The following is a 14,508-nucleotide window of genomic DNA, read 5'->3' as shown; positions in this document are numbered from 1 at the left end:
GGCGCGGATTTCTGACGCAGCGTGTGGGCGCCGAGAGGCTACACCTCTACCCGACAAAGACAGTCTCACCCCTGCAGTTGGGCGGGTAGGCTTTGCATTTGCCGGGGAGCGACCGTATCGTGCGTCGCTGCGCCATCCGCTGACACTTTTGAGGTTCATGCAATGAGTTTGACCGAAGCCCGCTTCCACGACCTGGTCGATACCACCCAGGAAAAGCTCGAGGATATCTTTGACGAGAGCGGTCTGGACCTGGACCTTGAGAGCTCCGCCGGGGTGTTGACCGTGAAGTTCGAGAACGGCTCTCAGTTCATTTTCAGCCGTCAAGAGCCTCTGCGTCAGCTGTGGCTGGCGGCCGTCGATGGTGGTTTTCACTTCGACTACGACGAAGAGGGCAATCGCTGGGTGTGCGATAAGTCCGAAGAGTTGCTGGGCGAAATGCTTCAGCGCCTGGCGGCCAAGCAGGCGGGCGCCGAGTTGGACTTCGACACCCTTGATGGCAACGACGGCAACCGCGAATGACTGTTGGTGCTACGCCGGCCAGACCGCCAAAGCCGCTGTTCAGTAACGTCAGCCCGGCGGTGCCGTCGCCCTGCATCAGCGTCTGCCGGCTTGACGAGGACAAGGTGTGCACGGGATGTCAGCGCCACGTCGAAGACATCCGCGAATGGCGGGCGGCCACCGATGAGCGCCGTCGGGAGATCGTGCGGCAGGCGGATCAGCGTCGCAGTGCAAGCTCTCTGCCCATGCTGAACCCTCTGTAGGCGTCGACTTCTATTCGGCATCACGCCTCATCCATCGCGGCATTCAATGACTGCTCCAGCTCGGCTTTGTAGCGCAGGAACAGGATGGTCTGGCCGCGTGTATCCCCTAGTATTCCGGACAGATCCAGGTCAGTGAGGTAGCAGCGATAGCGTTGCGTCTCGCGGCGCTGGTCGAGAATGTGCTGCGCCACGACGCAGAATAACTGATCGCCAAACTCGAGCTCGGAAAACTCCATCCCGTTGCAATACAGCGTCACGCTGACCTGACCGGGGGAGGCCTCCTCGATGATCGCCTGCACCTCAAAAAACGATTTATCGACCGACATCGCTGGCGTGGGGCGGTGCTCTATGCGGCGGGCTCTGCCAGGCCCATCGGGGGTGATGCGGTAATACAAAGCCTCCAGCGAGGTTGATTCCAGCGGATTATCCAGTGGCAGCAACGCGACGCGCCGGTACGTCAGCGACTGAAAGAAACGCTGCAGCGGCACCAGCAGGCTGGACTCGTTGTGATAGGGCACCTGCTGATGCCATAACGCATTGCGCTCATCGAGCACGTACAGGTCGGCATAGGGCTCGTTGATCCGGTAAAACAGCTGAATGCATTCAGGCTGCCCGTAAGGAATGAACAGCGACAGGTCCGAGTCATCCAGCGCCTGGGGGTCGAGATGAATCGGGCTGTAGCCGGAGAGCTCTTCTCCCAGATAGTCAAAGAGCGCCGGCAGATGTTCGAGCGCGACATGGCTGACCTGGCCGGGGACCATTTCCAGCACGTGGTAGCGCTGCTCGACCTGAATGAGATAACGATGGTTCAGGCGCCGGTCCAGCAACAGTTGCGCGGTGCCGATGAGCTCCTCCACGCGCTGGGCGATTGCCTGAGCGCGGTTGTGGCAAAAGCATCGCACGCGGATCACAGGCCGGGCGGACTTTTCCGGCAGGCCGTTGAGCAATTCGGTCAGGCAATCCAGCAGCGCGTGCGGGCCGTCGAAGCGATTGACCAGCACCTCGTTCCAGCTGTTGAGGGTGATCTGGTCGAAGGTGAGCACCAGGTTTTCGCGGACCCCGGCGTAGCTCAGCGAGTCAGTCCGCTCGGTGGTCATCAGGATGTTGAGCTCTTTGTGGTGCCTGAGGGGATCGACGCCGACATTGACCAACAGCAGAATCTCGCGGGGCACGCTCGGGCTCAGCAGTACTTGTTCCTCGACCATGCCCGGTGGCAGCGCAATGCTCTGTTGTAGCGCGCTTTGCAGGTTGAACAGCTCGAATTCGGTCAGATCGCTGATGCCGGGGTGCAGCGCCAGGCGCGTGCTGCTGTCGATGACGTTGTTGCGATGGCACCACGTGAGCAGTTCCAGCAGTTCGCGGCTGCGCTTGATCGGCGCGAATGTCTCCAGCTCGTGCGCACTCAGGCTGCCGTTATAAAGGCACCACTGATACCGCCCGGGCTCGCGCTTGTTGGGCAATTGCGCCAGCGTTAGCGTGTCTTCTGCCAGGTCTGGTGCGATGCCCGGATTGAGAAATTCCACTTTGCCCGATTTGCGTTCGAACGCTGCATACAGACGGCGCCCGAGCACATTGAGGTCGCGCTTATTGATCGAGTTGACGGCCTTTTGCGCGCGCGCGAACTGGGTCAAAAAGCGGTAACTGAAGTTAAGCTCGCCGACCAGCGCGCGGCGCTCGCTGGCGACCTGGCGCACTTTCCACTGGCTGCGGCTGTCGAGCAGCGCCAGTTGACGCTCGTCCCAGTGCCACTCTTTGACCAGCCGCTCCAGCAGCAGGCGTTGCCAGCCGCTACTGCGGTGGCGCGTGGCGCCCGTGAGTTTCTTGTTCACCTTCAGGTACAGACTGCGGCGTACCAGCTCGAGTCGCTCCGGTTCGCCCCTCGCCAGCAAGTATTCCTCGATGCGCCGGTACACCATCACGTACGGGTCCAGCTCGTCGAGGTCTACGCGGTTGGCGAAAACGGCTTTCTTGAAGCGCATGCTCAGGCACTGCACATGGGGATGCTCGCTGGCATACACCTCAGTGAGCAGCAGCTTGAGCACCGACTTGTAGGGCGATTCAATGCCCTTGAACAGCTGCCACAGCCCGGCACCGATGAATTCCCCCGGCGGGATGTGCGACATGTTGCCAAGGTCCAGCACCTCGTCCGCACGAATGAACCGCTTCGACAGCAGGGTGTGGGTGAACTCGGCGTAGCGCGTTTCCTCATAGACCGGCACCAGCCACCACATCGGGGTGCGCCCTGCCAGCCAGATGGCGGTGCGATAAAACTCATCGAGGAGCAAATAGTGCTGGGTCGTGCCGCAGTCCTCGCCGCTCAGTTGCGCGTCGCGCTCGCCGAGGACGAAGCGCTCCGGGTCGACGAGGAAGAAGTGCGCCTCGGCGCCCATGCTTGCCGCCCAGCTTTCGAGCGACTGGCATTTCTTGCGCAGTTCCTGGATCTCGTCTGCCGACAGCAGCGGGTCGTGGCAGATCCATACGTCCATGTCGCTCTGGTCGGCTTGGGCGAGCGTACCCAGGCTGCCCATCAGGAAAATGCCATGAATGGGCTGCGGTGGATTCACCCGGCGCGGTTTGTAGGAAAACGACCGCGTCAGGCGCTGCGCCTCAGCAAGGGCCTGGGCGTCAGGCTCGTAGTGGGAGACGCCAGCGGGGGTCGAGCCCGACACATAGCCTGGCAGCAGCGGGTGGTTCACGTGGAAGAACAACGGAAGCAACGAGAGCACGCTTTGCTGGCGCGTCGACAGACCTTCGTAAGCGCGCGCCAGCCGGCTCTTGCTCAGGGCCAGAAAACGGCTGCGTAATTGAGCGAGGACCTTGCGATCAATGCCCTCATCCAGATCCGGGCGAATTTCGGAACTTCGCGTCATCGCGACTCGTGGCCGGCGGGCGGCACTGCATAAGGTGGGGGTTGTAGCGATAATCAAGACAGCAGGGCGTCAGGCCGATACGGCTCAACGGCACGTCTTTTTTATGGCGCCATTATTTTATCGGCGCAGCATCGTCGAAATGGAGGATTCGCGAAACCTTTATTTGATGCGGCCAGGCAAAGGTTTCGCGAGAGACGAAATCAGGCAGCTTCCTGGCTCGTGGCGAGAATAATCAACAGCGATTGGGCGTGGTCGGCGGCATCCAGCCCCAGGCTGGTCAGGTAGCCCCCGTCCTTTTGCGTGGTCAGGCCTTTATCGAAGAGTCGTTGAGCGGCCGCGACGGCCGAAGGTGCCGCAGAGTGAAGGTGGACTTTCAGACCCTCTTTGGTGTTGCTCAGATTGAACAGTGACAGGATTTCCAGCTCGGCAACCAATTCAGGGGTAAAGGACATAGGTGCTCCAGACTTTTTCCAGTGGATACACCGCGACCGGAATCGCAGGCGTGACGGCCCCGTCGCCATGCGGCAGCGAGGCTGTTGGAGTGTAGTTAGCGTCTGGGGGTTTTGCAGAAAGTATCTGGCCGGTCGTCAGGTCAGGTCGAGGACCGGCATCGTAGCCTGGCTTTACTCTTCTTCAGACAGTCGCACGCCGGGCGGCATGTCGGGCAACGCACGCAGCGCCGCCTCGTACCAGACGGTATTGAATGGGCGATCTTCAGCCAGGATCCCGTCGATCTCTAAAGCCAGGATGTGCGCCATCATCTGCAAAATCTCGTCACGCTCGACACCCACCAGCGTGAGCTTGTTGAACGTGGCCCTGGCCGCTGGCGGGTTGTCGCTTTCGATTTGATTCTCGATGGCCTCAATCAGCGTCGCTTCAGCAAACTCTTCTTCGTCGTTTTCGATGTGGTCGCTCATGTCGTTCTCGATGTCCTGCCAATTGAATGGGATCGCCCGCACCGGACGATCCCTTTGATGTGCTTAGCGGGTGGCGAGCAAACGCTGACCACGCACGACCGCCGCCTTGACCTGCTCCGGCGCCGTACCGCCAACGTGGTTGCGGGCATTGACCGAACCTTCGAGCGTGAGCACCGCAAATACATCCTGTTCGATCTGGTCACTGAACTGGCTCAGCTCCTCCAGCGTCATCTCGGCCAAGTCCTTGCCGGTCTCGACGCCATACTTCACCGCGTGACCGACGATCTCGTGGCAATCACGGAATGGCAGGCCGCGCCGGACCAGGTAGTCGGCGAGGTCGGTGGCGGTGGAGAAACCGCGCAGTGCGGCTTCGCGCATGATCGCCGTCTTCGGTTTGATCGCCGGGATCATGTCGGCAAAGGCACGTAGCGAGTCGCGCAGCGTGTCGGCGGCATCGAACAGGGGCTCCTTGTCTTCCTGATTGTCCTTGTTGTAAGCCAGTGGCTGGCCCTTCATCAAGGTCAACAGCCCCATCAAGGCGCCGAATACCCGGCCGCTTTTGCCACGGACGAGCTCGGGCACATCAGGGTTTTTCTTTTGCGGCATGATCGAGCTGCCGGTGCAGAAGCGGTCGGGCAGGTCGATGAACTGAAATTGCGCGCTGGTCCACAGCACCAGCTCTTCGGAGAAACGCGACAAGTGCATCATCGCAATGCTCGCTGCGGAGCAAAACTCGATGGCGAAGTCACGATCGGAAACGCTGTCCAGCGAGTTGCCACCGACCGCTTCGAAACCCAGCAGTTGGCAGGTCAGTTCACGGTCGATCGGGTAGGTCGTGCCGGCCAACGCGGCGCTGCCCAACGGCATGCGATTGGTGCGCTTGCGGCAGTCGACCAGGCGTTCGTAATCACGGCTGAGCATTTCAAACCACGCCAGCATGTGGTGGCCGAACGTCACCGGTTGTGCGGTTTGCAGGTGAGTGAAACCCGGCATGATGGTGTCGGCTTCGCGTTCGGCCAGCCCCAGCAGACCTTCCTGCAGGCGAGTGATCTCAGCCAGAATCAGGTCGATTTCGTCACGCAGCCAGAGACGGATGTCGGTGGCGACCTGGTCGTTGCGGCTGCGCCCGGTGTGCAGCTTTTTACCGGTGACGCCGATGCGGTCGGTCAGGCGCGCTTCGATATTCATGTGCACGTCTTCGAGGTCAACGCGCCAGTCGAACGTGCCGGCTTCGATCTCGCCCTGGATGATCTTCAGCCCGTCGATGATGGTGTCGCGCTCGGCGTCGGTCAGCACACCGACCTTGGCCAGCATCGTGGCGTGGGCGACAGAGCCCATGATGTCGTGGCGATAAAGGCGCTGATCGAAGGTGACGGAGGCGGTGAAGCGTGCGACGAAGGCGTCGACGGGTTCACTGAAGCGGCCGCCCCAGGACTGGTTGGTCTTGTCGGTGCTCATGATTCGCTCGCTGCTGTGCTGGTGACTGAAGCTGATGAAAAATCGGCGTCAGCCGATTCTAAAGACGCGGGCGATGATAACAGGATTGCCGGTTATTTATCCCCGGCGGCTTGCCCGCGACGGTATGAGCGAAGAGACTGGCGGCCATGCAAAACGAGCGCAAACAACCGGGTCAGAGCAGTGCGCCCGGCAAAGAGTTTTTCCTCCCGGAACTGTGTCTGCCCCAGGCGCTGCTGATGCTGGTGGTGCTGGCCGAACTGCTGGTGTTCGTGCTCGTGCTCATCGAACCCATGCGGCCGGATTTCGACTGGGTGCGGCTGGCGCTGATTTCTCTTTTCGTGCAGTGGATCGTGCTGCTTTCCGCCGCGCTGCTGTGTGGCTTGCGCCCCTGGCTGGCGCGCTTGCGTGCGGGTGTGGCCGGCAGCGTCGGTTGCCTGTTGGTGGTGGCGGTAACGCTGCTGTGTACTGCCGTGACGGACTACTATCAGGTGAATCCCCCGACCTCGTTCGATGGCATCGTCGAACGGTACCTGCGCTATGCGCTGATTGCCTTGATCATGTCCGCTCTGATGCTGCGCTACTTTTATCTGCAGAGTCAGTGGCGCAAGCAGCAGCAGGCCGAACTTCAGGCCAGGATCGAGTCCCTGCAAGCGCGTATCCGCCCGCATTTTCTGTTCAATACACTCAACAGCATCGCCAGCCTGGTCACCAGCGACCCGGTCAAGGCGGAGCAGGCCGTGCTTGATCTTTCGGACCTGTTTCGCGCCAGTCTAGGCAGGCCCGGCAGCCTCACAACATGGCGCGAAGAGCTTGAGTTGGCAAAACGCTATTTATCGATTGAGCAATATCGACTTGGCGAGCGTCTACAGTTGGACTGGGCAGTAAGTGCAATTCCCGACGATTTGCCGATTCCCCAGCTAACCTTGCAGCCATTACTTGAAAACGCGTTGATTTACGGCATCGCGCCCCGTGTTGAAGGCGGCGTGGTCAGAGTTGAGGCGGAGTACGAACGGGGAGTATTTATATTGCGCGTCAGCAATCCTTACGATGAGGTCGCCTCACGGCAAAACCCAAGCGGCACTCAGCAGGCCTTGGCAAACATCGGCGCGCGAATCACGGCACTTTTCGGTCCTCTCGCCAGTCTGAGCGTGGAGCGTCGAGACGGTCGTCACTTCACCTGTCTACGCTATCCTTGTGCGAGACTCACGCAGGAAGCCAGAGCAATATGAATGTCCTGATCGTTGATGACGAACCACTAGCCCGAGACCGCCTGAGCCGTATGGTAAGCGAGCTCGAGGGCTACAAGGTTCTGGAACCCAGCGCCACCAATGGCGAAGAAGCTTTGCAGCTGATCGAAAATCTGAAGCCTGACGTGGTATTGCTGGATATCCGCATGCCTGGCCTGGATGGACTTCAGGTCGCGGCAAAACTGTGCGAGCGCGACACCCCGCCTGCTGTCGTGTTTTGCACGGCCCATGATGAATTTGCGCTTGAAGCGTTTCAGGTCAGCGCCGTTGGTTACCTCGTCAAACCGGTGCGGCCCGAGCATCTGCTCGAGGCATTGCGCAAGGCCGAGCGGCCCAACCGGGTGCAACTGGCGGCGATGACCCGGCCTGCTGCCGAAAGCGGTGCCGGTCCGCGCAGCCATATCAGCGCGCGCACCCGAAAGGGCATTGAGCTGATACCGCTGGCCGAGGTGATCTATTTCATCGCCGATCACAAATACGTGACCCTGCGCCACGAAGGCGGCGAAGTGTTGTTGGATGAGCCGCTTAAAGCCCTGGAAGATGAGTTCGGCGACCGGTTCGTGCGTATTCACCGTAATGCGCTGGTCGCCCGGGAACGCATCGAACGCCTTCAGCGTACGCCGCTGGGCCACTTCCAGTTGTTCCTCAAAGGGCTCAACGGTGATGCGCTGATTGTGAGCCGTCGGCACGTTGCCGGCGTGCGCAAAATGATGCAGCAGTTGTAAGCAGCTGCTGCCAGAGGCATGCCGTGCGATGCAGGCGACACGCCGTCGCATGGCGCCCGTGTGTTGATTGAGATAATGATGCGCGCACATTGAATACAGTCATTCGGCCCGATCAGGCTGAGCTGTTATTATTCGCCGCATTTACTCAGTACGGACCGGTTCATGTCTTCTCGCGAAATCCGCATCGCCACCCGCAAAAGTGCCCTGGCCCTCTGGCAGGCGGAGTACGTCAAGGCCCGCCTGGAACAGGCACATCCCGGCCTTATCGTGACGCTGGTGCCGATGGTCAGTCGTGGCGACAAGCTGCTGGACTCGCCGCTTTCCAAGATCGGCGGCAAGGGTCTGTTCGTCAAGGAGCTGGAAACAGCTCTGATCGAACACGAAGCCGATATCGCCGTTCATTCGATGAAAGACGTGCCAATGGATTTCCCTCAAGGGCTTGGCCTGTTCTGCATCTGCGAGCGCGAAGACCCTCGCGATGCCTTCGTCTCCAATACCTACGCCAGTCTCGATGAGTTGCCGGCCGGCGCTGTGGTCGGTACGTCTAGCCTGCGTCGCCAGGCTCAGTTGCTGGCGCGTCGTCCTGATCTGCGCATCCAGTTTCTACGGGGCAACGTCAACACGCGTCTTGCCAAGCTGGATGCGGGTGAGTACGACGCGATCATCCTTGCCGCCGCCGGCCTGATCCGTCTGGGCTTCGAAGACCGCATTACCGCGCCCATCAGCATCGACCACAGCTTGCCTGCCGGGGGCCAGGGCGCGGTCGGCATTGAATGCCGCAGTGTCGACATAGAACTCCACGCCTTGCTGGCTCCGCTGCACCATGACGACACGGCCATGAGGGTCACGGCTGAGCGCGCGCTCAACAAGCACCTCAACGGCGGTTGTCAGGTGCCCATCGCCTGTTACGCGGTATTGGAAGGCGAGCAGCTCTGGTTGCGCGGCCTCGTGGGCGATCCTTCCGGCGCCGTGCTGCTGCACGCTGAGGCGCGTGCCCCATACGTGGACGCTCAAGCGTTGGGCGTACAAGTGGCAGAAGCGCTGCTGGCTCAAGGTGCTGCCAAGATTCTCAAAGCGGTGTACGGCGAGGCAGAGGACGAGTGAACGCCTGGCGTTTGCTGCTCACGCGCCCCGCTGAAGAATCGCAGGCCCTTGCGCAGACGCTGGCTGAGATCGGCGTGCACAGCGCCAGCATGCCGCTGCTGGAGATAGAGCCGCTGCCGGTTTCAGAAACGGCCCGCTCGATCATTTACGACCTCGCTGCGTATTGCGCCGTTATCGTGGTCAGCAAGCCGGCGGCGCGCCTTGGCCTGGCAATGCTCGATGAAGTCTGGCCACAACCGCCGATGCAGAAATGGTTTACCGTCGGCGCTGCGACTGCGCAGATCCTCGATGATTATGGCCTGAACGTGTTCTTCCCCGATCACGGCGACGACAGCGAAGCGCTGCTGCATCTACCGCAGCTTCAACAGGCCCTTTCGGGCTACGACCCTAAAGTGCTGATCATGCGTGGCGAAGACGGACGAGAGCTGCTGGCCGAGCGTTTGCGTGAGCGCGGTGCTGTTGTCGATTACCTGCCACTGTATCGCCGCCGCCTGCCGCAATACCCGGCTTTTGCGCTGCCTGACACCGTCAAAGCGGAACGGTTGAATGGGCTGGTGGTCAGCAGTGGGCAGGGTTTTGAGCATTTGCGTGAGTTGGCAGGCGACGCGTGGCCTACGCTGGCGCAGATGCCGTTATTTGTACCAAGCCCGCGGGTCGCCGAAATGGCGCATGCTGCCGGGTCTCTTACCGTAGTGGACTGCCGTGGCGCCAGCGCCGCGTCCCTGTTGGCTGCACTGCGCGAACACCCCGCGCCTGTCTCGCAGGTTTAATGGTCGACCAGTCGGATTACGCGACGCCGAAAATGCAAAGGATGGATACGTGAGCGAAACACTCTTGCCAAAAGATGACGTTGAACCGGTACTGGCGAAAACCGAGCCCTTGCCGGATCCAGCGTACAAAGAGCCGTCCAATCGCCGAAGCAGCAACGGGCTCGCCATCCTGGCCCTGTTATTGGGCGCTGCGGGCGTTGCCGTTGGCGGCTGGAGCGTTTGGCAACTGCGCGCCATGCAGGCCGGTCATCAGGAACAGTCGGGACAGTTGCAGGACATCGGTTCGCAGACCCAGGCGCTCAAACAGAGCGAGCAGCAAATCGCAGCGCGTCTGGCGCAATTACCTCCTGCGCAAGAGCTGGAAGATCGCCGTCGTCTGGTGACGCAGTTGCAGGGTGATCAACAGCGCCTGAGCCAGCGTGTAGAAACGGTGCTTGGCGCCAGCCGCAAGGATTGGCGCCTTGCCGAGGCCGAGCATTTGCTGCGCCTGGCTAGCCTCAGGCTGTCCGCGCTGCAAGACATCAACAGCGCCGCAGCGCTGGTCCAGGGGGCTGACGAGATTCTCCGCGAGCAGGACGATCCCGGCGCATTCGCCGCCCGCGAACAACTGGCGAAAAGTCTGACCGCGTTGCGCAGCGTGGACCAGCCGGATCGCACCGGCTTGTTCCTGCAACTGGCAGCGGTGCGTGACCAGGTCGCGCAGCTAAACGAGTTGGCGCCGGAATACACGGACAAGGGTGACTCGCTGTTCGGCTTGACCGATGGCAGCGACACCAGTTATTGGGCCAAATGGTGGGAGAAGATCTCTCAGTTCGTACGCATCGACTTCCATGCAGACAAAAATATTCGTCCTCTGCTGGCAGGACAGAGCCTGACGCAGGTCCGTCTCGCCCTGAGCCTGGCGATCGAGCAGGCGCAATGGGCTGCGCTTAACGGTCAGGCGGCGGTCTATGAAAAGGCCATGGCTGAAGCGCGCAGTGTCCTGGATAGCAATTTCAATCGCGACAACCCTCAGAGCAAAGCGCTCGGCCAGCGCCTGGATGAGCTGGGCAAACAGCCGGTTTCGGTGGCGACCCCTGATCTGACTCAAAGTCTGGCTGCGGTTCAGGCTTATCTCGAGCAGCGTCACACGCCGGTTGGCGGCGCGCTGGAGAAACGCACTGATGAGGCGCAGCCGGAGAAACAGCCATGAAGCGGGCGTACGTGATCCTCTTCGTGCTGGTGGTCGCCGCGGCGCTGATAGGCGTCGCGATCTCTCGTCATGCGGGCTACGTGCTGATTTCCTACGACACGTTTCGCTACGAATCCAGCATCTGGGCAGCGCTGGCATTGCTGGTCGCCATCCTGTTCATCCTGTGGCTGGTGCGGGTGGTTATTACGTTGCTGACGACGTCAGGCGGCGTGGTCAACCCTTGGTCCCGTCGTAACCGAAGCCGTCGTGTACAGAGCGCGATTGAGCAGGGGCAGATGGACCTCGCCGAAGGCCGCTGGGCCAGTGCGCAGCGAAACCTGCATCGCGCCGCCGAGGCGGAACGTCAGCCACTGCTGTACTACCTTGGTGCGGCTCGCGCAGCGAACGAGCAGGGCCGTTACGAGGAAAGCGATAACCTGCTTGAACGTGCGCTGGAACGTCAGCCCCACGCCGAACTGGCCATTGCGCTGAGTCACGCGCAGTTGCAGGTAGACCGTGGCGACCTCGACGGCGCGCTGGTGACTCTGCAGGCCATGCAAGAGCGTCATCCGCATAACCCGCAGGTATTGCGACAGCTGCAACGCCTGTACCGCGAGCGCGGTGAGTGGGCTGAGTTGATTCGCATGATGCCCGAGCTGCGCAAGGACAAGGTGCTGCCAGCGCAAGAACTGGCTGAGCTGGAAAGGCGTGCCTGGGGCGAAAATCTCTCGCTGGCAGCCCATCGCGAATCAACCAGCGATGCTGTAGCCGCCGGCTTGCCTTCTCTGGACAACGCATGGCAGCAATTGACCTCGGCTCAGCGCCAGGAACCAGCGCTGGTGCTGGCCTATGCCGAGCAGCTTCGCCGTCTGGGCGCCGATGTCCAGGCAGAGGAAGTTCTGCGCACGGCCATGAAACGTGATTACAACACCCATCTGGCCCGGTTGTACGGGTTGGTACGTGGCGCCGACCCTGCCAAACAGCTGCAGACCGCCGAAAGTTGGTTGAAGAGTCACACCGATGATCCTGGCCTGCTGCTGACCCTGGGCCGTCTGTGCCTGCAAAGCAGCTTATGGGGCAAAGCGCGTGATTACCTTGAGTCCAGCCTGAGGTTGCAGCGCAACCCGGAGGCGTGTGCCGAGCTGGCGCGTTTGCTCGCGCAACTGGGCGAGACCGATCGAAGCAATCAGCTGTTTCAGGAAGGTCTGGGTTTGCTGGACGAGCGTTTGCTCGCCCGGCCCTTGCCTGCACTGACTCGCGTTTAGCCTGAACTCAGGCGCCAACTGAAGAGGCCCGATTGCGGGCCTTTTCAGTGTCTGATTCGTTGATTTATGTAGGACCTTTCTGCGCTTCGTGTGGCTTGTTGGTGGGATCTTTGAACTACCCGTATAACCTCTTATGCGCGGCGTCAGGATTTACCTACATCAACAAAGAAATATCCTCCGTTGGGTGCCTTGAAAGCGACGCGCGCTTTCCTCTACCGTAGCCGCCTTCGTCTTTGTTACGGATTTTCCATGCAGCTGGCTCGTACGCGCTCCTTGTTCTCTTTGGCGTTTCTGGCCTGCGCATCAATTGTGGGGGCGACGATTTATCTCGGCCCTGTGATCGATGCAGCGCCATGCGCGATGTGTCTGCTTCAGCGTGTGTTCATGGCGTTATCGGCAGGGGTCTGCCTGCTCGCCGCGCTGCATGCGCCCGGCAAGTCTGGCTGGCGGGTATACGCAGGCATTCTTTTACTGCTTGCGGTGTTGGGGGCGAGCGTCGCGGCACGCCAGGTCTGGTTGCAGGCTTCGCCGCCGGAGAACATGGCCGCCTGCATTGAAAACCTTCACTACCTGATGCAAACGCAGTCCTTCATCAAGGTCATGACCATGGTGCTGGCAGGGAGCGCAGGATGCTCCGAGATCAACTGGTCTCTCTTCGGCATCAGCTTGCCGGAGTGGAGCTTGCTGGCATTCTCCGGCTTGTGCCTGTTCGCGCTGTATTACCTTTTTATCGAGTTTCGTCGATCCAGATCAATGGATGTGGGGACGTCGGATTAAACACTTGTATGAACTTTCTCCCATGCGTACCTTGATGGGCTAGTCATGCGGGCATAATCTGGGCCGCACGCATCATCGGATCAATGCTGCTGTCGACGCTCCTTTACGCCGGTCACGACAAGCTCGGGCCGGATCGGAACGCCTGAAGCAGCATGCCCCTGAAGGGAAGAGAGAACATCATGCTGGAAAGTTGTCAGAACGCTCAGGAACGCTGGGGTGGGGTTCACAAGCTGATTGACCGCTGGTTGCTTGAGCGCAACGAGCTGATCAAGGCTTACGACGCTCTGGGTGCAGAGCCGGGAACGTTCTCTGAGAAGCGCGAGCCCTTGCAGGACTTCTGCGGCACCCTGGTTGACTACGTGTCAGCCGGTCATTTTGAAATCTACGAACAACTGACCAGTGAGGCCAAGGCGTTCAACAATCAGCGCGGGCTTGAACTGGCTGACACGCTCTACCCTCGAATCGATGTCATCACTGAAAAGCTGCTGGCGTTCAACGATCTCTGCGATGAAGGCAAGTGTGTCGACGAGAAATTCAAGGAACTGGGCGGTTTGCTGCACGAACGTTTTGAGCTGGAAGACTGCCTGATCGAAGTGCTGCACAACGCGCACAAGGAACAGGTTGAAGAGAAGGCCTAAGACGGCTGTTGATGTAAAAAAAGGGTGCCTCAGGCACCCTTTTTTTTGTCTGTCGCGCCCCGGCTCAGATCGCCGCCGGCGTTATTGCGACACGCCGAGCAGTTCGATTTCAAACACCAGCGGCGTGTATGGATCAATCAGATCACCCGCGCCTTCTGCGCCGTACGCTTGAGCCGAAGGGATGACTAGCCGCCATTTTGCACCGACAGGCATGTCGGCCAGGGCGGTGGTCCAGCCAGCAATGACGCTGTCCAGACGGAACCACTGAGGCTGTTTGCTCTGATCGAAGATCGTGCCATCAGGCAGACGTCCCACGTACTTCACTTGTACGCGGCCATTGATGTCCGGTTTAGCGCCGTTGCCAGGCGTCAGCTCGGTCATCAGGATGCCGTCCGCCAATTGGCGTACCCCCGGCTTGGCCTTCTCCGCGTCCATGAACTTGCGCTCGTCCTTCAATGCCGCCTCAGTTTGCGGCTCGGTCTGGCCGGAGTTTTCAGCCTGGGCGAGGGCTGCATCGTGGTCGCTGAGAATCTGCTCCATGCGCTCCTGTTTGATAGCCAGCGGCTTGCCTTGATACGCCGACTGCAATCCCTCAAGCAGGGCGGGCAGCTGCAAATCGGGTGCTTCCTGGCGCAGACGCTCCCCCAGGCTTGCCCCAAGGCTGTAGGAAAGGTCGTGGGTGGTGTCGGACGCCGGAGCATCGGCCGCATGAGCGAGGGGTACCAAGAGGAACAACGACAAAAACAGGTAGCGCGACATGAATGCTCTCCGGCCTGGGAAGTGGGCGATTATGCCAGCGCTGAGG

The 14,508-nt window shown here is 60.5% G+C and carries 15 protein-coding genes; 10 read left to right on the top strand and 5 right to left on the bottom strand.

All coding sequences use genetic code 11. The annotated features are described in order from the left end of the window. Nucleotides 1-162: 162 nt before the first annotated feature. A complete protein-coding gene (gene cyaY, locus VF672_RS06395) occupies nucleotides 163-519 on the top strand; it encodes an iron donor protein CyaY (protein WP_331102642.1) in 357 nt (118 codons plus the stop codon). Continuing rightward, nucleotides 516-761: a DUF1289 domain-containing protein gene (locus VF672_RS06390; RefSeq protein WP_331102640.1), complete on the top strand. Its 246-nt coding sequence runs from the start codon at nucleotides 516-518 to the stop codon at nucleotides 759-761. Before cyaY ends, VF672_RS06390 begins: the two co-directional genes overlap by 4 nt. 20 nt (nucleotides 762-781) lie before the next feature. Here VF672_RS06390 and VF672_RS06385 read toward each other — a convergent pair whose 3' ends face one another. From VF672_RS06385 to argH, 4 genes are all read right to left on the bottom strand, one after another. Continuing rightward, nucleotides 782-3,631 carry a class I adenylate cyclase gene (locus VF672_RS06385; protein ID WP_331102638.1) on the bottom strand — a complete coding sequence of 950 codons (2,850 nt, stop codon included), beginning with the start codon at nucleotides 3,629-3,631 and terminating at the stop codon, nucleotides 782-784. Between the two features lie 200 nt (nucleotides 3,632-3,831). Further along, a complete protein-coding gene (locus tag VF672_RS06380; protein ID WP_331102636.1) occupies nucleotides 3,832-4,083 on the bottom strand; it encodes a TIGR02647 family protein in 252 nt (83 codons plus the stop codon). A gap of 171 nt (nucleotides 4,084-4,254) precedes the next feature. After that, nucleotides 4,255-4,548 (bottom strand): hypothetical protein, encoded by a 294-nt coding sequence (locus VF672_RS06375; protein WP_331102634.1) that lies wholly within the window; start codon nucleotides 4,546-4,548, stop codon nucleotides 4,255-4,257. A 63-nt stretch (nucleotides 4,549-4,611) separates the two neighbouring features. Continuing rightward, nucleotides 4,612-6,006, bottom strand: a complete 1,395-nt coding sequence (argH, locus tag VF672_RS06370; RefSeq protein ID WP_331102632.1) for an argininosuccinate lyase — start codon at nucleotides 6,004-6,006, stop codon at nucleotides 4,612-4,614. Nucleotides 6,007-6,152: 146 nt separating this feature from the next. On the opposite strand from argH, the gene VF672_RS06365 reads away from it, so the two are divergent. From VF672_RS06365 to rsd, 8 genes are all read left to right on the top strand, one after another. Then, nucleotides 6,153-7,235, top strand: a complete 1,083-nt coding sequence (locus VF672_RS06365; RefSeq protein WP_331102630.1) for a sensor histidine kinase — start codon at nucleotides 6,153-6,155, stop codon at nucleotides 7,233-7,235. Further along, the gene (locus VF672_RS06360; protein ID WP_331102628.1) at nucleotides 7,232-7,978 is read left to right on the top strand and encodes a LytTR family DNA-binding domain-containing protein; all 747 of its coding nucleotides are present in this window, start codon (nucleotides 7,232-7,234) and stop codon (nucleotides 7,976-7,978) included. Before VF672_RS06365 ends, VF672_RS06360 begins: the two co-directional genes overlap by 4 nt. A gap of 162 nt (nucleotides 7,979-8,140) precedes the next feature. Beyond that, a complete protein-coding gene (gene hemC, locus VF672_RS06355; protein WP_331102626.1) occupies nucleotides 8,141-9,082 on the top strand; it encodes a hydroxymethylbilane synthase in 942 nt (313 codons plus the stop codon). Further along, nucleotides 9,079-9,852 carry a uroporphyrinogen-III synthase gene (locus VF672_RS06350; protein WP_331102624.1) on the top strand — a complete coding sequence of 258 codons (774 nt, stop codon included), beginning with the start codon at nucleotides 9,079-9,081 and terminating at the stop codon, nucleotides 9,850-9,852. The genes hemC and VF672_RS06350 overlap by 4 nt, the downstream gene beginning before the upstream one ends. Nucleotides 9,853-9,901: 49 nt before the next feature. Beyond that, entirely contained in the window at nucleotides 9,902-11,044 is a 1,143-nt protein-coding gene (locus VF672_RS06345) for a uroporphyrinogen-III C-methyltransferase (protein ID WP_331102622.1), read from the top strand. Beyond that, on the top strand, nucleotides 11,041-12,288 hold the full coding sequence (locus VF672_RS06340) for a heme biosynthesis protein HemY (protein ID WP_331102620.1): 1,248 nt from the start codon (nucleotides 11,041-11,043) through the stop codon (nucleotides 12,286-12,288). Before VF672_RS06345 ends, VF672_RS06340 begins: the two co-directional genes overlap by 4 nt. A 249-nt stretch (nucleotides 12,289-12,537) precedes the next feature. After that, complete coding sequence (locus VF672_RS06335) at nucleotides 12,538-13,065, top strand: disulfide bond formation protein B (protein WP_331102618.1); 528 nt, start codon at nucleotides 12,538-12,540, stop codon at nucleotides 13,063-13,065. Between the two features lie 179 nt (nucleotides 13,066-13,244). Then, on the top strand, nucleotides 13,245-13,703 hold the full coding sequence (rsd, locus tag VF672_RS06330; protein WP_331102616.1) for a sigma D regulator: 459 nt from the start codon (nucleotides 13,245-13,247) through the stop codon (nucleotides 13,701-13,703). 81 nt (nucleotides 13,704-13,784) lie between these two features. On the opposite strand, the gene VF672_RS06325 is transcribed toward rsd, so the two are convergent. Beyond that, nucleotides 13,785-14,462, bottom strand: a complete 678-nt coding sequence (locus tag VF672_RS06325) for an FKBP-type peptidyl-prolyl cis-trans isomerase (protein WP_331102614.1) — start codon at nucleotides 14,460-14,462, stop codon at nucleotides 13,785-13,787. Nucleotides 14,463-14,508 lie beyond the last annotated feature (46 nt).

Source organism: Pseudomonas sp. (assembly GCF_036387035.1).
Taxonomy (GTDB): Bacteria; Pseudomonadota; Gammaproteobacteria; order Pseudomonadales; family Pseudomonadaceae; genus Aquipseudomonas.
This window is presented reverse-complemented; position numbering and strand designations above follow the sequence as displayed.